Source organism: Pseudomonas sp. RIT-PI-o, from assembly GCF_001297215.1.
Taxonomy (GTDB): domain Bacteria; phylum Pseudomonadota; class Gammaproteobacteria; order Pseudomonadales; family Pseudomonadaceae; genus Aquipseudomonas; species Aquipseudomonas moraviensis_A.
The window spans coordinates 40362-62778 of record NZ_LHPA01000037.1; the positions used below are offsets into that span (position 1 = coordinate 40362).

General features: G+C 61.4%; 24 protein-coding genes and 2 pseudogenes. 14 read left to right on the plus strand and 12 right to left on the minus strand.

The window, feature by feature from the left end; all coding sequences use genetic code 11:
* Positions 1–8: 8 nt before the first annotated feature.
* Positions 9–434: a secondary thiamine-phosphate synthase enzyme YjbQ gene (locus AEQ63_RS21345; RefSeq protein ID WP_042607117.1), complete on the plus strand. Its 426-nt coding sequence runs from the start codon at positions 9–11 to the stop codon at positions 432–434.
* Between the two features lie 101 nt (positions 435–535).
* A complete protein-coding gene (gene sutA, locus AEQ63_RS21350) occupies positions 536–862 on the plus strand; it encodes a transcriptional regulator SutA (protein WP_016772583.1) in 327 nt (108 codons plus the stop codon).
* A 185-nt stretch (positions 863–1047) separates the two neighbouring features.
* Here sutA and AEQ63_RS21355 read toward each other — a convergent pair whose 3' ends face one another.
* The 6 genes from AEQ63_RS21355 to lptM are packed head-to-tail and all read right to left on the minus strand — an operon-like array spanning position 1048 to position 5654.
* A complete protein-coding gene (locus AEQ63_RS21355) occupies positions 1048–1755 on the minus strand; it encodes an HAD family hydrolase (RefSeq protein WP_064364656.1) in 708 nt (235 codons plus the stop codon).
* Positions 1752–2651, minus strand: a complete 900-nt coding sequence (gene xerC, locus AEQ63_RS21360; protein ID WP_039757393.1) for a tyrosine recombinase XerC — start codon at positions 2649–2651, stop codon at positions 1752–1754. Before xerC ends, AEQ63_RS21355 begins: the two co-directional genes overlap by 4 nt.
* 2 nt (positions 2652–2653) lie before the next feature.
* Complete coding sequence (locus AEQ63_RS21365; RefSeq protein WP_042607115.1) at positions 2654–3379, minus strand: DUF484 family protein; 726 nt, start codon at positions 3377–3379, stop codon at positions 2654–2656.
* Positions 3380–3392: 13 nt separating this feature from the next.
* Positions 3393–4223: a diaminopimelate epimerase gene (gene dapF, locus AEQ63_RS21370; RefSeq protein ID WP_042607114.1), complete on the minus strand. Its 831-nt coding sequence runs from the start codon at positions 4221–4223 to the stop codon at positions 3393–3395.
* A 3-nt stretch (positions 4224–4226) separates the two neighbouring features.
* Positions 4227–5474, minus strand: a complete 1248-nt coding sequence (gene lysA / locus AEQ63_RS21375; RefSeq protein ID WP_064364657.1) for a diaminopimelate decarboxylase — start codon at positions 5472–5474, stop codon at positions 4227–4229.
* Positions 5475–5483: 9 nt separating this feature from the next.
* Positions 5484–5654 (minus strand): LPS translocon maturation chaperone LptM, encoded by a 171-nt coding sequence (lptM, locus tag AEQ63_RS27445; protein WP_016772589.1) that lies wholly within the window; start codon positions 5652–5654, stop codon positions 5484–5486.
* Between the two features lie 313 nt (positions 5655–5967).
* On the opposite strand from lptM, the gene cyaY reads away from it, so the two are divergent.
* The 3 genes from cyaY (at position 5968) to rnk (ending at position 7074) form a co-directional block, all read left to right on the plus strand.
* Complete coding sequence (gene cyaY / locus AEQ63_RS21380) at positions 5968–6300, plus strand: iron donor protein CyaY (RefSeq protein ID WP_041476930.1); 333 nt, start codon at positions 5968–5970, stop codon at positions 6298–6300.
* A gap of 3 nt (positions 6301–6303) precedes the next feature.
* Positions 6304–6528, plus strand: a complete 225-nt coding sequence (locus AEQ63_RS21385; RefSeq protein ID WP_064364658.1) for a DUF1289 domain-containing protein — start codon at positions 6304–6306, stop codon at positions 6526–6528.
* A 126-nt stretch (positions 6529–6654) separates the two neighbouring features.
* Positions 6655–7074 (plus strand): nucleoside diphosphate kinase regulator, encoded by a 420-nt coding sequence (gene rnk, locus AEQ63_RS21390; RefSeq protein ID WP_042607112.1) that lies wholly within the window; start codon positions 6655–6657, stop codon positions 7072–7074.
* Between the two features lie 9 nt (positions 7075–7083).
* On the opposite strand, the gene AEQ63_RS21395 is transcribed toward rnk, so the two are convergent.
* From AEQ63_RS21395 to AEQ63_RS21405, 3 genes are all read right to left on the minus strand, one after another.
* Positions 7084–9921: a class I adenylate cyclase gene (locus AEQ63_RS21395; protein WP_064364659.1), complete on the minus strand. Its 2838-nt coding sequence runs from the start codon at positions 9919–9921 to the stop codon at positions 7084–7086.
* Positions 9922–10102: 181 nt separating this feature from the next.
* Positions 10103–10348, minus strand: a complete 246-nt coding sequence (locus AEQ63_RS21400) for a TIGR02647 family protein (RefSeq protein WP_003229392.1) — start codon at positions 10346–10348, stop codon at positions 10103–10105.
* A 200-nt stretch (positions 10349–10548) separates the two neighbouring features.
* Entirely contained in the window at positions 10549–10836 is a 288-nt protein-coding gene (locus AEQ63_RS21405) for a hypothetical protein (protein ID WP_064364660.1), read from the minus strand.
* A 123-nt stretch (positions 10837–10959) separates the two neighbouring features.
* Here AEQ63_RS21405 and AEQ63_RS21410 point away from each other — a divergent pair, with 123 nt between their 5' ends.
* Positions 10960–11619, plus strand: a complete 660-nt coding sequence (locus tag AEQ63_RS21410; protein WP_064364661.1) for a glutathione S-transferase family protein — start codon at positions 10960–10962, stop codon at positions 11617–11619.
* Positions 11620–11644: 25 nt separating this feature from the next.
* Here AEQ63_RS21410 and argH read toward each other — a convergent pair.
* A pseudogene (gene argH, locus AEQ63_RS27450) lies at positions 11645–12964 on the minus strand (argininosuccinate lyase); the annotation flags it as partial.
* Between the two features lie 469 nt (positions 12965–13433).
* Here argH and AEQ63_RS21420 point away from each other — a divergent pair.
* From AEQ63_RS21420 to AEQ63_RS21445, 7 genes and pseudogenes are all read left to right on the plus strand, one after another.
* Positions 13434–14180: a LytR/AlgR family response regulator transcription factor gene (locus AEQ63_RS21420; protein WP_042607107.1), complete on the plus strand. Its 747-nt coding sequence runs from the start codon at positions 13434–13436 to the stop codon at positions 14178–14180.
* A gap of 138 nt (positions 14181–14318) precedes the next feature.
* Positions 14319–15260 carry a hydroxymethylbilane synthase gene (gene hemC, locus AEQ63_RS21425; RefSeq protein WP_042607106.1) on the plus strand — a complete coding sequence of 314 codons (942 nt, stop codon included), beginning with the start codon at positions 14319–14321 and terminating at the stop codon, positions 15258–15260.
* Positions 15257–16003 (plus strand): annotated as a pseudogene (locus AEQ63_RS29035) (uroporphyrinogen-III synthase); the annotation flags it as partial. The gene hemC and the pseudogene AEQ63_RS29035, both read left to right, overlap by 4 nt.
* Before the next feature lie 36 nt (positions 16004–16039).
* On the plus strand, positions 16040–17182 hold the full coding sequence (locus AEQ63_RS29040) for a uroporphyrinogen-III C-methyltransferase (protein ID WP_064364762.1): 1143 nt from the start codon (positions 16040–16042) through the stop codon (positions 17180–17182).
* Positions 17179–18417: a heme biosynthesis protein HemY gene (locus tag AEQ63_RS21435; RefSeq protein WP_064364663.1), complete on the plus strand. Its 1239-nt coding sequence runs from the start codon at positions 17179–17181 to the stop codon at positions 18415–18417. Before AEQ63_RS29040 ends, AEQ63_RS21435 begins: the two co-directional genes overlap by 4 nt.
* Positions 18418–18634: 217 nt before the next feature.
* Positions 18635–19186 carry a disulfide bond formation protein B gene (locus AEQ63_RS21440; protein ID WP_064364664.1) on the plus strand — a complete coding sequence of 184 codons (552 nt, stop codon included), beginning with the start codon at positions 18635–18637 and terminating at the stop codon, positions 19184–19186.
* 182 nt (positions 19187–19368) lie between these two features.
* Entirely contained in the window at positions 19369–19827 is a 459-nt protein-coding gene (locus tag AEQ63_RS21445) for an Rsd/AlgQ family anti-sigma factor (protein WP_039757408.1), read from the plus strand.
* A gap of 57 nt (positions 19828–19884) precedes the next feature.
* Here the strand turns inward: AEQ63_RS21445 and AEQ63_RS21450 are convergent, their stop codons facing one another.
* A complete protein-coding gene (locus AEQ63_RS21450) occupies positions 19885–20550 on the minus strand; it encodes an FKBP-type peptidyl-prolyl cis-trans isomerase (protein WP_064364665.1) in 666 nt (221 codons plus the stop codon).
* 192 nt (positions 20551–20742) lie between these two features.
* On the opposite strand from AEQ63_RS21450, the gene AEQ63_RS21455 reads away from it, so the two are divergent.
* A complete protein-coding gene (locus tag AEQ63_RS21455; protein ID WP_064364666.1) occupies positions 20743–21942 on the plus strand; it encodes an AlgP family protein in 1200 nt (399 codons plus the stop codon).
* On the opposite strand, the gene AEQ63_RS21460 is transcribed toward AEQ63_RS21455, so the two are convergent.
* Positions 21939–22400, minus strand: a complete 462-nt coding sequence (locus tag AEQ63_RS21460; protein ID WP_064364667.1) for a TIGR02444 family protein — start codon at positions 22398–22400, stop codon at positions 21939–21941. The two genes, AEQ63_RS21455 and AEQ63_RS21460, sit on opposite strands and share 4 nt — an antisense overlap.
* Between the last annotated feature and the right edge of the window lie 17 nt (positions 22401–22417).

The window sequence follows — 22417 nt, forward strand, 5'->3', positions numbered from 1 at the left end:
AGAACTGTATGTGGCAACAGACTCTGATAACCCTGCGGGCAAGGCCCCGGGGCTTTCATCTGGTAACCGACGAGTTGCTCGCAGGCTTGCCTGAACTCAAGACCTGTCGGGTCGGTCTGTTGCATTTGTGGCTGCAGCACACGTCGGCGTCGTTGACCATCAACGAGAACGCCGATCCGGCAGTCCGCCGCGACTTCGAACGATTTTTCAATCGCCTGATCCCACAAGGAACAGACGGCTTCGAGCACAACGACGAAGGCCCGGATGATCTCCCGGCGCACTTCAAGGCCAGCGTGCTGGGTTGCCAGGTCAGTCTGCCGGTTGCGGCAGGGCGGCTGGCACTGGGTACCTGGCAGGGCATTTATCTGGGCGAGCACCGTGATCATGGCGGTGCCCGTAAAGTCCTCGCCACCTTGCACGGTGAGCAGGCATGAGCCGCTGCACGGCAGCGGTGGAAGATTTTTCAACGGCGGCTTCGACAGTCGCCAAAGCTGGTCTATAACTAATCTGCTTTTGGCAAGTCATGAGGTAGAACATGAGCGACGATGATCTGGAAAACGACGACCTCGAAGTAGGCGACGAAGACGAGGCCGAGGAAGGCCTGGAAGCGGCAGCGGAAGACGTTGCCGAGGACGATGGTGGTGACGACACGCCGGCCCCGGCTGCCAAAGGCAAAGCCAAGGCTGCGGTATCGGTCGACGAGTTGCCGAGCATCGAAGCCAAGAACAAGGAGCGTGACGCCCTGGCCAAGGCCATGGAAGAATTCCTTGCACGCGGCGGCAAGGTTCAGGAAGTGGAGGCCAACGTGGTCGCCGATCCGCCCAAGAAGCCGGACAACAAGTACGGCAGCCGCCCTATCTGAGGCGCGTCGCTCGCTTGCTGAAAAAGCCCGCCGTCGCTGCGGGCTTTTTCATGCCTGACATGAATGGAGCAGCCACCAGAATCCCCTGTAGGAGTGAGCCTGCTCGCGATAGCGGTGTATCAGATACATCTAATTGAATGACACTCCGCTATCGCGAGCAGGCTCACTCCTACAGGGGATCTGTGTCATTTCGAGGGAGCATTCCAGCGGGCGATTACCGCTGGCAATTCCGTGAGGCTGCGGATCTCTGCATCCGGCAAGCGCTCCGCTTCCCAGACCTTGCCCGTCGGGTTGAACCACACCGCGCGCAAGCCCGCCTGCTGCGCCCCGGCGATGTCATCGCCGGGATGATCGCCGACATGCACCGCTGCTTCGGCACTCACGCCCCCGCGTTGCAGGGCTTCATGAAACAGCCGTGCATCCGGCTTGGCGATGCCGATGTCTTCGGCGCACAAGGCGAACCTGAAGTAGTCCGCCAGCCCCAACCGGCGTACATCGGCGTTGCCATTGGTGACGACGCCGAGGGCATAGCGATTGGCGAGCAACTCCAGCAGCGGCTCGACTTCCGGGAACACTTCGATCTGATGCCGCGCATGCAAAAACACTTCGAAAGCCTTGTCGGCCAGATCCGACGCCTCGCCGTGGCCGTACCCGGCTTCTTCCAGAGCATGAAACAACACGCGCCTGCGCAACGCACTGATGCGGTGCTTGAGCCCCGGCTCGCCCGCCAGTACTCGCTCGCGAATCGACCACAAGTGTTCCACCGGTACCGCGCCCAGATTCGACGCATGTTCGCTCAGCCATTCGCGCAACACGGTTTCGGCGCTGGCAATCACCGGAGCGGTGTCCCACAGGGTGTCGTCGAGGTCGAAGGTGATCAACTGAATGCTCATGAATCATCGCCTTTCATGCGTTTGGCCCGGGGATGGGCGCTGTCGTAGACCGCCGCCAGGTGCTGGAAGTCCAAATGGGTGTAGATCTGCGTGGTCTTGATATCGGAGTGACCGAGCAATTCCTGCACCGCGCGCAGGTCCTGGGAAGACTCCAGCAAATGGCTGGCGAACGAGTGCCTGAGCATGTGCGGATGCAGGTTCTGCCCCAGTTCGCGCTCGCCAGCGAGTTTGACCCGCACCTGAATTGCACGCGGGCCAAGGCGTCGGCCTTGCTGGCTGACAAAAACCGCATCGTCGGCAGGATTGGTCATGGCGCGTAGCGGCAGCCATTGTTCAAGGGCTTCACGGGCCTTTTTACCCACAGGCAGCAGACGGGTCTTGCTGCCCTTGCCCAGCACCTGAACCATGCCGTCGGCGAGGTCGAGCTGATCGAGATTGAGTCCGGTCAGCTCGGACAGGCGCAGGCCCGATGAATAGAACAGCTCCAGAATCGCCTGATCGCGCCGGGCAAGAAAATCGTCCTCGACCGCACCTTCCAGCAGTTGCAGGGCGCGATCGGTGTCGAGGGTTTTCGGCAGGCGCCGTTCGCCTTTCGGTGGGGCCAGACCGGTGGCCGGGTCGTGGTCGCACAAGCCTTCGCGATTCAGATAGTGATAGAGCCCACGCACTGCCGAGAGCAGGCGGGCGAGGCTGCGCGAGGACTGGCCTTGCGCATGCAAGCGGGCGATCAGGCTGCGCAGGCGCTGGATGTCCAGCGCAGCCCAGCTGCCGATGTTCTGCTTGATGCACCAGCCGAGGACTTTATCGAGGTCGCGGCGATAAGCCGACAGGGTGTGCGGCGACACCTGTCGCTCACTGCGCAGATGTTCGCAGTAAGCGTCCAGTTGTCGTTCCATGCTCAGCGTACCGAGCGCAGCGAGCTGTTGACCCGTGGCAGCACGCGGCCCATGACCTCGGCGATGTAGCTGAGGAACAGGGTGCCGACCGAACTCTTGTAGTGCTGCGGATCACGGCTGGCGATGGCCAGGATGCCGTGGATGCCCTGATGGCTGACGGCAACCACGGCGGTCGAGCCGATCTGCTGGCGCTGTTCTTCGCCGAAGAGGAAATCCAGCTCATGTTCACGCAGGCTGCCGCTGACGCTTTTGCCTTCGGTGAGCAGGCCGCCGATCGCGGTTTGCGCATCGGCGTGGGTTACCCAGCGGCCGACCGGGGCCGGGTTGTCGCCGAGCAGGATCAGGCTGACAAAAGGCACCTGGAAGTCCTGACGCAGGCTGTCTTCTACACTGATCACCACGTCTTCCAGAGTCGACGCGTCCATCAGCGCGAGGATCAGGCGCCGGGTTTTTTCGAACAGGCGATCGTTGTCACGAGCCACGTCCATCAGATGTGAAAGGCGATGGCGCATTTCGATGTTGCGGTCGCGCAGGATTGTCATCTGCCGCTCGACCAGCGACACGGTGTCGCCACGTCGGTGCGGAATGCGCAGTGACGGCAGCAGCTCTTCGTGCTCGACGAAGAAGTCCGGGTGAGCCTCAAGGTAGGCGGCAACCGCGGCTGCCTCAAGGCTCTCGGACGCTGATTCGTCGGCTGGTCGGGCGGGTACCTGGGGCTTGTCGGTCATGATTTCTGCTCGCTCAAAGACGCACTTGTCCTTCGTAGACACGCACTGCCGGACCGGTCATCAATACCGGTTCGCCCGGGCCGGCCCACTCGATGGACAGACGCCCACCGGGCAGGTCGATCAACAGCGGCGAATCCATCCACCCCTGACTGATAGCCGCCACCGCCGCCGCACAGGCGCCGGTGCCACAGGCCTGGGTTTCCCCGGCGCCGCGCTCCCACACGCGCAGTTGCGCGCGGTGGCGGTCGATGACCTGAAGGAAACCGACATTGACCCGCGCCGGGAAGCGCGGATGGTGTTCGACCTTCGGCCCCAGTTCATGCACCGGTGCGCTGTTGATGTCATCCACGCGAATGACCGCATGGGGATTGCCCATCGACACAGCGGCCAGTTCGACCGTGGTGCCATCGACGTCCAGCTGATAGCTGCTGGCCTGGGCTGGCGCCTGGAATGGAATGTCCGCCGGCACCAGGCGCGGCGCGCCCATGTTCACGCCGATCTGGCCGTCGTTACGTACGTCCAGTTCGATGATCCCGCCCTTTGTCTCGACGCGGATCTGCCGCTTGGCGGTCAGACGCTTGTCGAGCACGAAGCGCGCGAAGCAGCGCGCACCGTTGCCGCATTGCTCCACTTCCGAACCGTCGGAGTTGAAGATCCGGTAGCGAAAGTCCACGTCCGGGTTGCTCGGCGCTTCGACGATCAGCAACTGGTCGAAACCGATACCGGTGTGGCGGTCGCCCCATTGCTTGGCGTGTTTGGGCTGAATGTGCGCGTGCTGGCTGACCAGGTCGAGGACCATGAAGTCGTTGCCCAGGCCGTGCATTTTGGTAAAACGCAGCAGCATGGGTTACTCCGGCAGCAGGCTTTCGCCGGCAAACAGCTCGGCCACGGTTTCGCGGCGACGCACTTCAAAAACCTGATCACCATCCACCAGCACTTCAGCGGCACGGCCGCGGGTGTTGTAGTTGGAGCTCATGACGAAACCGTAGGCACCGGCCGAATGCACCGCCAGCAAGTCGCCTTCTTCCAGCGCCAGTTCACGGTCCTTGGCGAGGAAGTCGCCGGTTTCGCAGATCGGGCCGACGATGTCGTACTTGCGTGCAGCGCTGTCGCGCGGTTTCACCGCCGTGACGTCCATCCACGCCTGGTACAGCGCCGGACGGATCAGGTCGTTCATCGCCGCGTCGACGATGGCGAAATCCTTGTGCTCGGTATGCTTGAGGTACTCAACCTGGGTCAGCAGCACGCCGCCATTGGCGACGATGAAGCGGCCCGGCTCGAACACCAGCGCCAGATCACGCCCGTTCAGACGCTCGCGCACGGCCTTGATGTAGTCGGCAGCCAGCGGCGGCTCTTCATCGCGATAACGCACACCCAGGCCGCCACCGAGATCGATGTGGCGCAGATGAATGCCGCAATCGCCCAAGCGATCGACCAGATCCAGCAGGCGATCCAGGGCGTCGATGAACGGCGGCAGGGTGGTCAGTTGCGAACCGATGTGGCAGTCGACACCGACCACTTCCAGGTTCGGCAGATGCGCGGCGCGCACGTACACGTCTTCGGCGTCGGCAATGGCGATGCCGAACTTGTTCTCTTTGAGACCGGTGGAAATGTACGGGTGGGTGCCGGCATCGACGTCCGGGTTCACCCGCAACGAAACCGGGGCGCGAACACCCAGCTCGGCTGCGACCAGCTGAAGACGCTCGAGCTCGTCGGTGGATTCGACGTTGAAGCAGTGCACCCCGACTTCGAGGGCACGACGCATGTCGTCACGGGTCTTGCCGACGCCGGAGAAGACGATCTTGTCGGCGCTGCCGCCAGCGGCCAGTACGCGTTCCAGCTCGCCGCGGGAAACGATGTCGAAACCGGCGCCGAGACGGGCCAGGACATTCAGGACACCGAGGTTGGAGTTGGCTTTGACCGCGAAGCAGACCAGATGCGGCATGCCAGCCAGCGCATCGGCGTAGGCCAGATATTGCGCTTGGATGTGTGCGCGCGAGTAAACGTAAGTGGGCGTGCCGAAGCGGTCGGCGATGGCGGACAGCGCCACACCTTCCGCGAACAACTCCCCGCCACGGTAGTTAAAAGCGTCCATGGCGATCCCTTAGTAAACGTCGTGCTTGTGAGCCTTGGATGGCTGCTTTTGCGAAGACTGGGCTTGTTCGGCCGGGTCCTGATCGTCGTCGGGCAGGTACAGCGGGCCTTTCTGACCACAGGCCGATACCAGGCAGGCAACCGCGACGAGCGCAGCAAGGGAAGAGATCAGGCGCTTCATGGCGAAATCCTTGAAAATGCGTTAATTGCGCCGGAGTATACCGGCCACCCGGCAGCTTGCCTATGCGAGGGGGTTCCCGTCCGGCGGGGCTCCTGAGAAGCGCATCATCCCTGTGGGCGCGAGCCTGCTCGCGAAGAGGTTGTAACATTCGATACGTTCGTTGCCTGACACACCGCTTTCGCGAGCAGGCTCGCTCCCACAGGGGCGGTGTTGAATGGGCGACAGGTGCTTGGTCGTTAAACTTTGCAATCGGCCGGCAGCGTCCGTATCTTTCGGCGCTTGAGCCTGATCAGACATTTTTGAGGTTGCCGCAATGAGTTTGTCCGAAGCCCGTTTCCACGATCTGGTCGATGAAACCCAGGAAAAACTGGAAGACATATTTGACGAAAGCGATCTGGACATCGATCTGGAAAGCTCGGCCGGCGTGCTGACGGTCAAATTCGAAAACGGCAGCCAGCTGATTTTCAGCCGCCAGGAACCCTTGCGACAGCTGTGGCTGGCGGCGGTGTCCGGGGGCTTCCACTTCGACTACGACGAAGAAAGCGAGCGCTGGATGTGTGACAAGAGCGAAGAGCAGCTCGGCGAAATGCTTCAGCGCCTCGTCAAGCAGCAGGCTGGCGCTGAATTCGATTTCGAAGGTCTGTGATTCGTGACTGATGCAGCGCCTGTCCGCCCGCCGAAACCGCTTTACAGCAACGTCAGTCCGGCGGTGCCTTCGCCGTGCACAGGCGTCTGTCGACTGGACGAACAGAAAGTCTGTCTCGGCTGCGCGCGCCACGTCGAAGACATCCGCGAATGGCGCTCGGCGGATGATCAGCGGCGCCGGGTGATCGTCGCTCAGGCGTCACAGCGCAAGCAGTCCAGCGGGGCGTGACTTGTATATTTTTTGAGCTGTGATAGTGTCCGCGGACGCCTCAAACCACCGAGGCACGGTGAAAACCCCGTCTTTTTTGGCGGGGTTTTGCTTTTTTTGTGCAGAAGAAAGGAGTCTGCCTGGATCATGACCGCACCTTCCATCACCCTTACCCGTCTGGACGTGCAACGTCTGGAACGCCTCATCGACAGCCTGAGCGACAAAGACCAGGCTGCGCCGGGCGTGATTGCGCTGCAAACCGAGCTGGACCGCGCCGATACCGTGGTCGGCCACGATGAAGTGCCCGCCGATGTCGTGACCATGAATTCCCGTGTGCATTGCCGCGAAGAAGGCAGTGGCAAGGATTACCACCTGACCCTGGTCTACCCCAGGGACGCCAACGCCGACGAAGGCAAGATTTCCATTCTGGCCCCGGTCGGCAGTGCACTGCTGGGTCTGAAGGTCGGCCAGCACATCGATTGGCCGGCTCCGGGTGGCAAGTCGCTGAAGCTGACCTTGCTGGAAGTGGAATCGCAACCGGTCAACGGCGGCGCTTTTCCCGAATAAATCCCTGCCTCAAACCTGTTCGAGCGCATCGTTCAAAGAGCGCTCCAGGTCCGCCTTGTAGCGCAGATACAGATTGCTTGAACTGTGCCCGTCACCGAGCAGACCCGACAGGTCGAGGTCGGTGATGTAGCAGCGATAGCGCTCGGTCTCGCGGCGCTGCTCGACGATCTCCCGGGCGACCACGCTGAACAGCTGGTCGCCATGCTCCAGCTCGCTGAATTCCCGCTGATTGCAATACAGGGTGACCTGCACTTCGCCGTGCGCGGCTTTGCCAATGATCGCCTGCACGTCGTAGAACGGTTTGTTGGCTGGCGTCTGCGGCGCCGGCCGGGTTTCGACTCTGCGCGATCGCCCCGGGCCTGACAGCTGGTAATACAAGGTTTCGGGACTGCCCGCGGGGCCACCTTCCATCGGCAGCCGTGCTTCACGGCGATACTGGATCGATTGCACAAAGCGCTGCAACGGCACCAGCAGACTCTGCTCGTCGTGGTACGGCAACTGCTGTTGCCACAAGGCATTGAATTCATCCAGCACGTACAGCTCGGCCTGCTGTTCGCTGATGCGGTAGAACACCTGAATGCACTCCGGCTGACCCATCGGCAGAATCAGCGCGAGATCGTGATCCTCGAGTGCCATCGGGTCCAGGTGCAGCGGGCTGTAGCGCGGTTGTTCCTCGCCCAGATAATCGAGCAGCGCCGGCAGGGTGGCGAGGGCAACATGGTTGACCTGACCTGGCACCAGCTCCAGCACGTGATAGTGCTGCTGCACCTGGATCAGGTAGCGGTGATTCAAGTCGCTGAGCAACAGGGTCTGGGCGGTGTCGACGATTTCCTCGACGCGGCGCGCAATGAATTGCGCACGGTTGTGGCAGAAGCAGCGCACCTTCAGCGACGGCTGCACGAGGCCGCGCGGCAGATTATTGAGGTAATCGCGCAGGCAATCGAGCAGCGCGTGCGGGCCGTCGAAACGATTGACCAGCACTTCGTTCCAGCTGTTGAGCGTGATCTGATCAAGGGTCAGCACGAGGTTCTCGCGCACGCCGGCATAGCTCAGCGAGTCGGTGCGCTCGGTGGTCATCAGGATGTTCAGATCGCGGTGATGCTTGAGCGGGTCGACGCCGACGTTGATCAGCAGTAGCACTTCGCTGGGCACAGCGGCGCGCAGCAAGGGCTCTTCGGCCACGGTGGGCAAGGGCAGGGCGATGCACTGCTGCAGGCTGCCAAGCAGGTTGAACAGCTCGAACTCGCTCAAGTCGCTGGTGCCCGGATGCAGGGCCAGACGCGTGCTGCTGTCGATCACGCCGTTGCGGTGGCACCAGGTCAGCAGTTCAAGCAGTTCGCGACTGCGCTTGATCGGCGCGAAGTGCTCCCACTCCAGCGCCGTGAGGCTGCCGTTGTACAGGCCCCATTGGGTCTGCCCCGGTTCCTTTTTGTTCGGTGACTGCACCAGGGTCAGGGTGTCTTCGGCCAGGTCCGGGGCGATGCCCGGATTGATGAACTCGACCTTGTCGGCCTTGCGCTCGAACGCCGCATACAAGCGCCGGCCGAGGATATTGAGGTCGCGCTTGTTGATCAGGCTGACGGTCTGTTCGCTGCGGGCGAACTGGGTCAGGAAGCGATAGCTGTAATTGAGTTCGTTGACCAACGCGCGACGCTCGGCGCTGACCTGCCGCACTTTCCACTGACTGCGACTGTCGAGCAGCGCCAGTTGTCGCTGATCCCAATGCCATTCGCCGGCCAGGCGTTCGAGCAGTGCGCGTTGCCAGCCCTGGCTGCGGCTGTTGCCGGTAAGCTTGCGGTTGACCTTCAGGTACAGCGCACGGCGCACCAGCTCAAGCCGTTCCGGCTCGTTGCGGGCAATCAGGTATTCCTCGATACGCCGGTACACGACCATGTACGGGTCCAGCTCATCGAGATCGAGCTGATTGGCGAACACGGCCTTCTTGAAGCGCAGGCTCAGGCACTGCACCTGCGGATGTTCGCTGGCGTAAACCTCGGTCAGTAGCAGTTTGAGCACCGACTTGTAGGGCGACTCGATGCCTTTGAACAACTGCCACAACCCGGCGCCGATGAATTCCCCGGGCGGAATGGTCGCCATCGGTCCCAGATCAAGCGTCTCGTCGGCGCGAATAAAGCGTTTGGACAGTAGGGTGTGGGTGTAGGCGTCGTAGGCCGTTTCTTCGTAGACCGGCACCAGCCACCAGATTGGCGTGCGCCCGGCCAGCCAGATTGCGGTGCGGTAAAACTCGTCGAGCAGCAGATAGTGCTGGGTGCTGCCGCAGTTTTCCGAACTCAGCTGCGAGTCTCGTTCGCCTTTCACGAACCGCGCCGGGTCGATCAGGAAGAAATGTGCCTCGGCGCCCTGACCCGCGGCCCAGGTTTCGAGCAACTGGCATTTCTTGCTCAGTTCACTGAGTTCGCTGTCGCTAAGATCAGGTGCGTGGCAGACCCATACGTCCATATCGCTCTGATCGGCCTGGGCCAGTGTGCCGAGGCTGCCCATCAGGAACAGACCGTGAATCGGTCGCGGCGGATTGCTGCCGTGACGCGGTTTGTAGGAGAACGAGCGGGTCAGCCGTTGCGCCTCAGCTAGCGTGTTGGCGTCCGGCTCATAATTGGACAATCCGGCCGGCGTACTCCCCGAGACATAACCGGGCAGCAAGGGATGATTGACGTGGAAGAACAGCGGCAACAGCGTCAATACGCTTTGCTGGCGCGTCGACAAGCCTTCAAGCGCACGGCCGAGGCGCCCTTCGTTGAGTTTGAGAAAACGTGCGCGCAGTTGGCTGAGTACCTTGCGGTCGATGCCTTCGTCCAGGTCGGGGCGGATTTCGTGGGTGCGCGTCATGTCAGCTCAAACCGGCTTGCAGGCTCGGACGTGGAGGTCTCGGAATGGCCGCAGTTTAGCCTCTGCGCAGCAGGACGTTTAAGCTGAATTTGTTTTTTGACGGCAGATTTTTATCGACAGCGATCAGGCGGGCCCGCGGAAATCCCGTGGCAGGAGTTCCCGTGGGCAAAGTCAGGGAAAATCAGGCGGTTTCCTGCTCTCTCAGAATCGTCAGTACGGTCTGCACGTTTTGCGCGGCATCGCGACCGAGGCTGGTCAGATACCCGCCATCGGGCTGGTCGGTAAGTTCTTTTTCGAAGAGGCGCTTGGCAGCAGCGATGTGTTTCGGGGCAGCGGTCTGATGAATTTTCAGACCTTCCTGGGAACTGTCCAGGTTGAAGAGTGCAAGGACTTCCAGTTCGGCAACCAACTCAGGGGTAAGCGACATAAGGACTCCAGACTTTCTAGGAATTGGACGACAGCGCCTCTAAGGTGAACCCGCTGGTGCGGCATGTCCAGTGCGCAGATCAGGGGATTTTGTCTTGAGGCGAATTCCAGTGTAGCCCGCATAAAAAAGATCGCAGCCTTCGCCAGCTCCTACATGGGATCCGTGCAGGAGCTGGCGAAGGCTGCGATCTTTTGATTTTATTATTTTTCCGGTGGCAGCTCTGGCAGCTTGCGCAATGCCGTTTCGTACCATTCGGTGTCGAACGGGCGGTCTTCATCAAGCATCGCGTCAATCTCGAAAGCCAGCACGTGAGCCATCAGATTGAGGATCTCCTCACGGTCCATGCCGACCAAAGTCAGCTTGTTCAACGTCGCCCTGGCCGCCGGCGGGTTGTCGCTTTCGATCTGGTTCTCGATGGCTTCGAGCAGCGTCGCTTCGGTGAATGCTTCTTCGTCGTCATCGTTGACGATATCTGTCGGCTCGCTCATGGCAGGCTCCTCAGGGAAAGGCGCCAGTTTACCCGCATTCAGCGGCGTGATGCTGCTGGCGGGAAACGCCGCCGCGATCTATAAACAGGCACTGCCCACCCCGCACGGCCTGGAGGCTCTGTGATGTTCAAGCTCTACGGATTCGCTGTCAGCAACTACTTCAACATGGTCAAACTGGCGCTGCTGGAAAAAGGTCTGCCCTTCGAAGAGGTGACTTTTTACCCGACACAAACTCCGCAATCACTGGCCATCAGCCCACGGGGCAAAGTCCCGGTGCTGGGTGTCGACGCCGGTTACATCAACGAAACCGCGATCATCCTCGAATACCTCGAACAATCACAGAAGGGCACGCCGCTGCTGCCCAGCGATCCATTCGAACGCGCGCAGGTATTGGCGATTGCCAAGGAGATCGAGTTGTACATCGAGTTGCCGGGGCGTGCCTGTTACGGCGAGGCGTTTTTCGGCATGACCTTGCCTGAGGCGATCAAGGAAAAGACCCGCTCCGAATTGCTGCTGGGCTTCGCAGCGCTGGGGCGTCACGGCAAGTTCGCCCCTTATGTGGCGGGTGACAGCCTGAGCATTGCCGATTTGTATTTCCTCTACAGCGTGCCGCTGGCCTGTGCAGTTGGGCAGAAACTGTTCGGAATCGATTTGCTGGCCGAGATGCCACAGGCGAAAGCGTTGCTGGAGCGGCTCGAGCAGAATCCGCATGTGCAGAGGATTGCGGCCGACAAGGATGCAGCGATGCCGGCGTTTTTGGCGATGGTGGCTGCCAGAAAGTGAGTTTTGTAGCGCTCTGAAGGAAGCCTTCGCGAGCATTCACCGAGCCTTCCAGGGTCAGCACGGCAAACACATCCTGCTCGATCTGGTCGCTGAACTGACGCAGTTCTTCCAGGCTCATCTCGGCCAGATCCTTGCCAGTGTCGACGCCGTATTTCACCGCGTGGCCAACGATTTCGTGGCAATCGCGGAACGGCAGGCCACGGCGCACCAGGTAGTCCGCCAGATCGGTCGCGGTAGAGAAACCGCGCAGCGCCGCTTCCCGCATGATCGCGTGTTTCGGCTTGATCGCCGGGATCATGTCGGCAAACGCGCGCAGCGAATCGCGCAGAGTGTCGGCGGCGTCGAACAGCGGTTCCTTGTCTTCCTGATTGTCCTTGTTGTACGCCAGCGGCTGGCCTTTCATCAGGGTCAGCAGGCCCATCAGCGCGCCGAACACACGGCCGGTCTTGCCGCGCACCAGTTCTGGCACGTCGGGGTTTTTCTTTTGCGGCATGATCGAGCTGCCGGTGCAGAAGCGGTCCGGCAGATCGATGAACTGGAACTGCGCGCTGGTCCACAGCACCAGCTCTTCGGAGAAGCGCGACAGGTGCATCATCGCGATGCTCGCGGCCGAGCAGAATTCGATGGCGAAGTCGCGATCGGAAACGTTATCCAGCGAGTTGCCACCGACGGCGTCGAAGCCGAGCAGTTGCGCGGTGTATTCGCGATCGATCGGGTAGGTGGTGCCGGCCAGCGCGGCGCTGCCCAGTGGCATGCGGTTGGTGCGCTTGCGGCAGTCGACCAGGCGCTCGTAGTCGCGGCTGAGCATTTCGAACCAGGCCAGCATGTGGTGCCCGAAGGTCACTGGCTGCGCAGTTTGCAGGTGGGTGAAGCCGGGCATGATGCTCGCCGCTTCACGTTCGGCTTGCTCCAGCAGGCCTTTTTGCAGGCGGGTGATCTCGGCGAGGATCAGGTCGATTTCATCACGCAGCCACAGGCGGATATCGGTGGCCACCTGGTCGTTGCGGCTGCGCCCGGTGTGGAGCTTTTTACCGGTGACGCCGATGCGGTCGGTCAGGCGTGCTTCGATGTTCATGTGCACGTCTTCGAGGTCGACGCGCCAGTCGAACTGGCCGGCTTCGATTTCACCCTGGATGGTGTTCAAGCCATCGATGATGCTGTCGCGCTCGGCATCGCTCAGCACGCCGACCTTGGCCAGCATGGTGGCGTGGGCGATCGAGCCCATGATGTCGTGGCGATACAGGCGCTGGTCGAAAGTGACGGAGGCGGTGAAGCGGGCGACGAAGGCGTCGACGGGTTCACTGAAGCGGCCGCCCCAGGACTGATTGGTCTTGTCAGTGCTCATGAATTCGCTCGTATCGGCTTGAAGAAATGGCGTGAAACGCTGGCGCGGATGATAACAGGGTTGCCAATCCTGTCGCTGGCACCGGTCGACAGGTTTTTTTCCTCAGGTGTCAGGCGTGGCAGGCGCTGTCTGTAAGGGATTTACAAAAGGATATTTTTTGATTGAGCAATATCGTTCCGACGAACGTCTACAGTGGACATAAGGGTCGGTACATACGCAGATCATGCAAAGGTCTGGCCACCGACTATAAGAAGAGGGGGCGGGTGAGTTGTCCATCAGTCAACCACCGTGAGAAACGCAGGAAACAGTGGGCTCTGAGCGGTACGACCCGGACGCTGGCAAATATTGCTGGCCGACGTACGGCACTTTTTGGCGCTCGGGCTAGTCTTAGCGTGGATCGCGGTGACGCAGGTCACTACACCTGTCTACGCTATCCTTGTGCGAGACTCACGCAGGAATCCAGCGCAATATGAATGTCCTGATCGTTGATGACGAACCCCTGGCTCGCGAGCGCCTAAGCCGTATGGTGAGCGAACTCGAGGGTTACACAGTCCTGGAGCCCAGTGCCACGAATGGCGAGGAGGCGTTAGCGCTGATCGACAGCCACAAGCCGGATATCGTGCTGCTCGATATCCGCATGCCGGGCCTCGACGGCCTGCAGGTTGCTGCCCGACTGTGCGAACGAGAGACGCCGCCGGCCGTGGTGTTTTGCACCAGTCCCGATGAATTTGCCGTGGAAGCCCTGCAGGCCAGCGCCGTGGGCTATGTGGTGAAACCTGTGCGAACCGAACACTTGAATGAAGCCCTGAAGCGGGCTGAACGTCCCAACCGGGCGCAACTCTCGGCCCTGACCCGTCCCGCTGCCGAAAGTGGCAGCGGTCCACGCAGCCACATCAGCGCGCGCACCCGCAAAGGCATCGAGCTGATTCCGCTGGATCAGGTGGTCTACTTCATCGCCGACCACAAATACGTGACCCTGCGTCACGAAGCCGGCGAGGTGCTGCTCGACGAACCCCTCAAAGCCCTAGAAGACGAATTCGGCGAACGCTTCGTGCGTATCCACCGCAATGCGCTGGTCGCCCGCGATCGCATCGAGCGATTGCAGCGCACACCACTGGGACATTTCCAGTTGTTCCTCAAAGGCCTCAATGGCGATGCGCTGATTGTCAGCCGTCGGCATGTCGCTGGCGTGCGCAAGATGATGCAGGGGCTTTGACCCGGTCGTCACCGGGCCTTTCGACTTCTTCTACCCGGCATGGCAGGCCAGGGAGGCCACGCCGTTTTCTGATTCAGGTCAAAGTGGAATTGACTGAGCTGTTATTATCCGCCGTATCTATTCAGTACGGATTGCTCCATGTCCCCTCGCGAAATCCGCATCGCCACCCGTAAAAGTGCGCTGGCCCTCTGGCAGGCCGAATACGTCAAAGCCCGTCTTGAAGCGGCCCACCCGGGCTTGCTGGTGACGCTGGTGCCCATGGTCAGTCGCGGCGACAAGCTGCTCGACTCGCCACTGTCGAAGATCGGCGGCAAGGGTCTGTTCGTCAAGGAACTGGAAACCGCGCTGCTGGAAAACCACGCCGACATCGCCGTGCATTCGATGAAAGACGTGCCGATGGACTTCCCGCAAGGCCTGGGCCTGTTCTGCATCTGCGAACGTGAAGACCCGCGCGATGCATTCGTCTCCAACACCTACGCAAGTCTTGAAGCGCTGCCGACCGGTGCCGTTGTCGGCACATCGAGCCTGCGTCGCCAGACCCAATTGCTGGCGCGTCGCCCGGATCTGCAGATCCGTTTTCTGCGCGGCAACGTCAACACCCGTCTGGCCAAGCTGGACGCCGGCGAGTACGACGCGATCATCCTCGCAGCGGCTGGCCTGATCCGCCTCGGTTTCGAAGATCGCATCACCTCGGCGATCAGTGTCGATGACAGTCTCCCGGCCGGTGGCCAGGGCGCGGTCGGCATCGAATGCCGCAGCGCCGATAATGAAATCCACGCCTTGCTCGCGCCTTTGCATCACGCCGATACCGCTGCGCGGGTGAACGCCGAACGTGCCTTGAACAAACATCTCAACGGTGGCTGCCAGGTGCCGATCGCCTGCTACGCCGTGCTCGAAGGCGAGCAGTTGTGGTTGCGCGGTCTGGTTGGTGAGCCAAGCGGCGGCAAGCTGCTCAGTGCTGAAGCGCGCGCGCCACGCGCTGACGCCGAAACCCTGGGCGTGCAGGTCGCTGAAGACCTGCTCAAGCAGGGCGCTGACGACATTCTCAAAGCGGTGTACGGCGAGGCGGGTCACGAGTGACGGCCTGGCGCCTGTTGCTGACGCGCCCTGCGGATGACTGCGCGGCGCTCGCCGAACAGTTGGCCGGGCACGGGATTTTCAGCAGTTGCCTGCCGCTTTTGGACATTGTCCCGCTGCCGGTCTCTGACAGTATTCGTCAGGCGATCAGGCGATTGTCGGCCTGCAGCGCAGTGATCGTGGTCAGCAAGCCGGCGGCGCGGATCGCGGTTGATCTGCTCAAGTACGCAGGCGCGGCACCATTGAGCATGCCGTGGTTCAGCGTCGGCGCGGCGACCGCCGAGATTCTTCGCGAGCACGGTCTGGATGTGAGCTTCCCGGCGGATGGCGATGACAGTGAAGCTTTGCTGCAATTGCCGCGTCTGCGCGAGGCGGTCGGCCAGCCCGGTGCGCAGGTGATGATCCTGCGCGGCGAGGGTGGTCGTGAGCTGCTCGCCGAGCGCCTGCGTGCGCTTGGTGCTAGTGTCGAGTATCTGGAGTTGTATCGCCGCGACCTGCCAGCCTACCCGCCAGACGAGCTGCCGCGGCGGATCGAAGCGGAACGCTTGAACGGGCTGGTGGTCAGCAGTGGACAGGGTTTCGAGCACCTGCGGCAGATGGCCGGCGATGCCTGGCCGAAGATCGCGCAGTTGCCGTTGTTTGTTCCAAGCCCGAGGGTCGCCGAGCTGGCACGTGCCGCCGGGGCTCAAACAGTTGTGGATTGCCGCGGCGCGAGTGCCGCGGCTTTGCTGACGGCATTACGGGAATTTCCGCTGCCGTTTTCTAATGCAAAGGATGGATACGTGAGCGAAACAGCCTTGCCAAAAGATGACGTCCAGCCTGCGCTCGATGCCCAGGTTGAAACTCCACCACCGGCCAAAGAGCCGCGCCGAGGCAATGGACTGGCGATTGTTGCCCTGCTCCTCGGCGCCGCCGGTGTCGCCATCGGTGGCTGGGGTGTCTGGCAGGTGCGCCACCTGCAGAACAACACGCAGCAGCAGTCGAGTCAGGTGCAGGCGTTGAATGATCAGGCGCAGAGTCTGAAGCTCAACGAACAACGCCTGACCGAGCGCCTGGCGCAGTTGCCCGGTGCCGACGAGCTCGCCGAGCGTCAGCGTCTGGTCACGCAATTGCAGGGCGATCAGCAGCGCCTCAATCAACGTCTGGAAACCGTCCTCGGCGCGAGCCGCAAGGACTGGCGTCTGGCCGAGGCCGAGCACTTGCTGCGTCTGGCCAGCCTGCGCCTGTCGGCATTGCAGGACATCAGCAGCGCGCAGGCACTGGTGCAGGGCGCCGACGAAATCCTCCGTGAACAGAACGACCCGGGCTCCTTCGCCGCGCGCGAGCAAGTGGCGAAAACCCTGGTCGCCCTGCGCAGCACCGAACAGCCGGATCGTACCGGACTGTTCCTGCGCCTGGGCGCGTTGCGCGATCAGGTCATCGAGCTGACCGAGCTGGCGCCTGAATACAAGGATCGCGGCGAGTCGCTGCTGGGCCTGACCGCCGACGGCGATGGCGCCAGTCGCTGGGCGCAGTGGTGGGACAAGGTGTCGCGCTATATCCGCATCGATTTCAACGCTGACAAGAACGTCAAACCGCTGCTCGCCGGGCAAAGCCTGAGCCAGGTGCGCCTGGCCCTGAGCCTGGCGCTGGAGCAGGCGCAGTGGGCGGCGCTCAACGGTCAGGCGGCGGTTTACACCCAGGCGCTGGCCGAGGCGCGCGATGTGCTCAAGGGCAATTTCAACCCGGACAACCCGCAAAGCAAAACCATGCTGGAGCAGGTCGGCGAACTGAGCAAGGAACCGGTCACGGTCAAAACCCCGGATCTGACCGGCACCTTGAGTGCGGTGCAGGGGTATCTCGAGCGGCGTAACGTCAATGCCGAAGAATCGGTGAAACCGTTCGCCAAGCCTGCCGCCAACCCGGCGCAGGAGGCGACCCCATGAAGCGCCTCTATGTAATCGTGTTTCTGGTCATCGCTGCGACAGCAGCGCTGGGCCTGGCGATCGCCGAGCATTCCGGTTACGTGCTGGTGGCGTACAAGAGCTTCCGCTACGAGTCGAGCCTGTGGGCGACACTGGCAGTGATCGCGGTGCTGTGGCTGCTGTTCTGGGGCATCAAGGTGTTGGTCGAGCTGGTGATGACCTCTACCGGCGTGGTCAATCCATGGTCGCGGCGCAATCGCAGCCGCCGCGTGCAAGTAGCGATCGAACACGGGCAACTGGATCTGGCTGAAGGTCGCTGGGCCAGTGCGCAACGGCATTTGACCCGCGCTGCGGAAGCCGAGCGCCAGCCACTGCTTTACTACCTCGGCGCCGCACGTGCGGCGAACGAACAGGGTCAGTACGACGAAAGCGACCGTTTGCTCGAGCGTGCGCTGGAACGTCAGCCGCAAGCCGAGTTGGCGATTGCCTTGAGTCATGCCCAACTGCAGACCGATCGCGGCGACACCGACGGTGCGCTGGTGACCTTGCAGGCGATGCACGAACGGCATCCGCGCAGCGCGCAAACGTTGCGTCAATTGCAGCGTCTGCATCAGCAGCGTGGCGAATGGTCGGCGGTGATTCGTCTGCTGCCAGAGTTGCGCAAAGACAAAGTGCTGCCGCCAGCAGAACTGGCTGAACTCGAGCGCCGCGCCTGGGGTGAAAACCTGTCCTTGGCCGCGCATCGCGAAGAAGACGGCACGGTCGGTCTGCAATCGCTCAAGCGTGCGTGGGAGCAGCTGACTTCGGCGCAGCGTCAGGAAGCGCCGCTGGTGCTCGCCTATGCTGAGCAACTGCGCCAGCTTGGTGCTCAGGTCGAGGCCGAAGAAGTGCTGCGCACCGCGCTCAAGCGCAAATACGACAGCCATCTGGCGCGTCTGTATGGCCTGGTTCGTGGCAGTGATCCTGCGCGTCAGTTGCAGACTGCCGAAGGCTGGCTCAAGGAGCATCCGGCCGACCCAAGCCTGCTGTTGACCCTCGGGCGTCTGTGTCTGCAAACCAGTCTGTGGGGCAAGGCCCGTGATTATCTGGAAAGCAGTCTGCGTGTGCAGCGCAATCCAGAAACCTGTGCGGAGTTGGCGCGTCTGCTTGCACAGCTCGGCGATACCGAACGCAGCAATCAGTTGTTCCAGGAAGGTCTGGGGCTGCTCGATGAGCGGCTACTGGCGGCGCCTTTGCCGGTTGCAGCGAAGGTCTGAAAGGCGGGGGAGCTGGCTCCCTCGCGAACTTTCAATGAGTGAAAATTCCACTTCTTCAGGTGCCTGAGGCAAAGTCCTACAGGGTGGTTCACCGTTTCCCTCCGGCCCTGTCGGGTTTTCCCTACACCTCTGGTGAACTGTCGGCAGGCCCTCGCCTTGAAAGGCTGACACGCTTTCCTCTACCGTAACCGTCTGTCTCTACTGTTACGGAAAAGCCATGTCGTTGGCCTGCTCACGCTCCTTGTTCTTCATGGCTTTCATTGCGGGGGCCTTTGCTCTGGGAGCTTCCTATTATCTCGAATACGTGGTCGGCCTGACGCCTTGCACCTTGTGCCTGGTGCAGCGGCTGTTCCTCACTCTGCTGTGCATTGTCAGCGGCGTGGCGGCGGTGCACGGTCCGCGGCGTGTGGGCATGTGGTGGTACTGGCTGTTTGCGCTGGGCGCGAGTCTGGGCGGAACCACCGCTGCCTGGCGGCAGGTGTTGATCCAGAGTGACTCCATGCTGCAACTGGTCAAATGCTCGCCCACCGTGGAATCGCTTTTCAGCGGCTTGCCGTGGATATGTGCTTTGCAACGGATGTTCAACGGTGGCGCCGATTGCGCGGAAATCTCATGGACGCTGTTCGATCTGAGCATCCCGGAATGGAGTCTGCTGTTTTTTGTCGGTGTCTCGATTCTTGCGGTTTATCAGTTGCTGCGTCTGATCTGGAGCGCTCTGCAGCGACCGGTCAGCGACGAAGCGTCGCATCACTCGCTGGTCAGGGATTAAACACTTGTATGAACTTTATCTCCTGCGTACCTTGAAGCCATAGGCGTGCGGGCATAATCTGGCCGGCACGTGTCATTGGATTTATGTTGCTCGATGACGCTCTGCCCGATCGTCCACCCAGTCAAATCAGAACAGGGGCGCGGGTGTAGAGCAGCATGACCCACAAGGGAAGAGAGATCGCCATGCTCGAAAGTTGTCAGAATGCTCAGGAACGTTGGGGTGGGGTTCATCTGCTGATCGACCGCTGGTTGCAGGAGCGTGAAGAGCTGATCGGCGCCTACGACAAACTCGGTGCGCAGCCTGATTCGCTGTCCGAAAGCCGCAAGCCTTTGCTGGAATTTTGCGGTGTGCTGGTCGATTACGTATCGGCGGGGCACTTCGAAATCTATGAACAGCTGACTGGCGAAGCCAAGGCGTTCAACGACAAGCGCGGTCTGGAACTCGCCGAAACGATCTACCCGCGCATCGACGTCATTACCGAGAAGCTGCTCGCGTTCAACGACCTGTGCGATGAAGGCAAATGCGTTGCAGAGAAATTCAAGGAGCTCGGGGGGTTGCTGCACGAGCGCTTCGAACTTGAAGACTGCCTGATCGAAGTGCTGCACACGGCACACAAGGCAGAAGATCCGGTTCAGGCCTGATCCACGACCTTCATGAAAAACGGTGCGCCCGAAAGCGCACCGTTTTTTTATGCCCGATCAGCTCGTCGCACCACGCAGTTCCACTTCAAATACCAGCGGCGTGAAGGGCGCGATCAGGTCGCCGGCACCGTCGGCGCCATAGGCCTGATCCGATGGAATCACCAGCCGCCACTTCGCACCCACCGGCATGTTCTGCAAGGCGGTGCGCCAACCGGCGATCACGCTGTCGAGGTTGAACCACTGCGGCTGGGTGTTCTGATCGAACACGGTGCCATCCGGCAGCTTGCCGACATACAGCACCTGCACTTTTCCATCGGGGCCGGCCTTGGCGCCACTGCCCGGAACGAGCTCGGTCAGGAGGATGCCATCGGCCAGTTCCTTCACCCCCGGTTTGGCTTTTTCCGCACTGAGAAAACGTTGCTCGTTTTCCATCGCGGCGTCGCTCGATTGGCGTGAGGCCTGCTCGGCATTGCGCGATTCGTGATCGGCCAGAATCTGTTCGATGCGCGCTTCACTCAATGCCAGTGGCTTGCCCTGATAAGCCTGTTGCAGACCTTCAATCAGCGCCTGGATCTGCAACTGCGGAACCTCCTGACGCAGTCGTTCGCCTAGGCTCGCACCGAGGCTGTAAGCCAGGTCATGAGCATCGTTCGCGGTAGTTTTTTCATCAGCATACGCCGCCGAAAAAAACACGCAGAGGGACAAAATAATGTAGCGCGACATGGGCACTCTCCGACCTGAGATGCGGGGGATTATGCCAGTGCGAACGCCTGCATCGGTGAACTGCTTTTTCATCGGTGCAGAACATTTCGGCGTCGGTGCAACGCAACGGCAGAGATACTGTCAACATGCCCTAGCGGCGGTATCAGCAGAGGTCTAGTATGAGCCGCACTCACGTCAGCCAGGAGGTAAACCATGTCGGCCACCAAGAAGCCTGTAAATACTCCGTTGCACCTACTCCAACAGTTGTCGGGCAGCCTGCTCGAGCATTTGGAAAACGCTTGCTCGCAAGCCTTGGCTGATGCTGAAAAATTGCTCGCCAAGCTGGAAAAACAGCGTGGCAAGGCGCAGGAAAAACTGCACAAGTCGCGCACCAAATTGCAGGACGCCGCCACTGCCGGCAAAGCCAAGGCTCAGAACAAAGCCAAGTCTTCCGTGAAAGAACTCGAAGAGCTGCTCGACGCACTGAAAGATCGTCAGTCCGAGACCCGCAGCTACATTCTGCAACTCAAGCGTGATGCTCAGGAAAGCCTGAAACTGGCCCAGGGTGTTGGCCGTGTTCAAGAAGCAGTGGGCAAAGTATTGTCGTCGCGCTCGGCCAAACCGGCAGCAGTGCCGGCGAAGAAAGTCACTGCCAAACCTGCTGCAAACAAAGCTTCGGCGAAGACCGCTGCGGCCAAGCCTGTTGATGCCAGCGCCGCTGCCAAACCAGCGGCCAAGGCGCCGTTGAAAGCGGCTGCCAAACCTGTAGCGAAACCCGCCGCCAAGAACCCCGCTGCGGCCAGCGCGGCCAACCCAGTGGCGAAAACGGCTGCAGCCAAACCCGCTGCAACCAAGCCAGCAGCGAAGACCACCGCTGCCAGATCGACTGCAAAACCGGCCGCAACCAAAGCCGCGCCAGCTAAAACCGCAGCCGCCAAACCTGCGGCCCAAGCCGCGGTAAAACCCGCTGCCAGAGCGGCCGCTGCGAAGCCAGCTGCCAAGACTGCGGCTAAGCCGGCCGCCGTCAAACCTGCTGCGAAAATAGCGGTAAAACCGGCTGCGAAACCAGCGGCAACATCCGCGGCAAAACCTGCGGCAAAAACCGCCGCGAAACCGGCCACCAAACCTGCTGCGAAACCGGCTGCTGCCAAGCCTGCGACCGCTGCTGCGAAACCTGCTGCAACCAAACCAGCGTCCAGGCCAGCCGCTAAACCAGCGGTGAAAAAGGCTGCCGCTGCCAAGCCAGCTGCCAGCAAACCGGCTACTACTCCAGCGGCCAAGCCAGCCACCCCGGCAACCCCGGCTGCTCCTGCCGCGTCGGCACCGTCGTCCGCTGCTCACTCGACCCCTTCGACTGCGCCAGCGCCAGCCGCTTCGTCGAACGCCAGCAGCACGCCAACCAGCGCTTCCTAAGTGCCGGTTGCCGCGACGCGCAGCACTTGCAGCGCGTCGCGGTCCAGGCTGGCGGCAGTGCCGGCCAAACCTTCAAGCCAGGTCACCGAACCTCCCTCGTTGCGCGTCCATTCCTGCGCCACACCTTCAAGCCGCGACAGCAAGGTTCGTTCAGCTTCCAGCTCGAGTGATTTGATCTGCTCGCGCATGCCTTTTACCACCGCATCATCGACGGCCCGCGCTTTCCATTGCATGCGCAGGGTTCGCAGCGGCTGCACCACTTCGATATCCCAAGGCGCAGTCAGGGCCTTGAGCAAATCCACGCGCGGTTCATCGCAGGCCACTGCACGCTGCTCCAGCCACAAACCGCACAGCAGCAGGCAAACATTGGCGCCCGCCGTTTGCAGTCGCAGGCAGGCATCTTCCACGCCGGGTCGGGCGTAGACATCAAGGGCAAAGCTCCACAGGTCAGAGGACATCGTGCTACTCGCGCCAG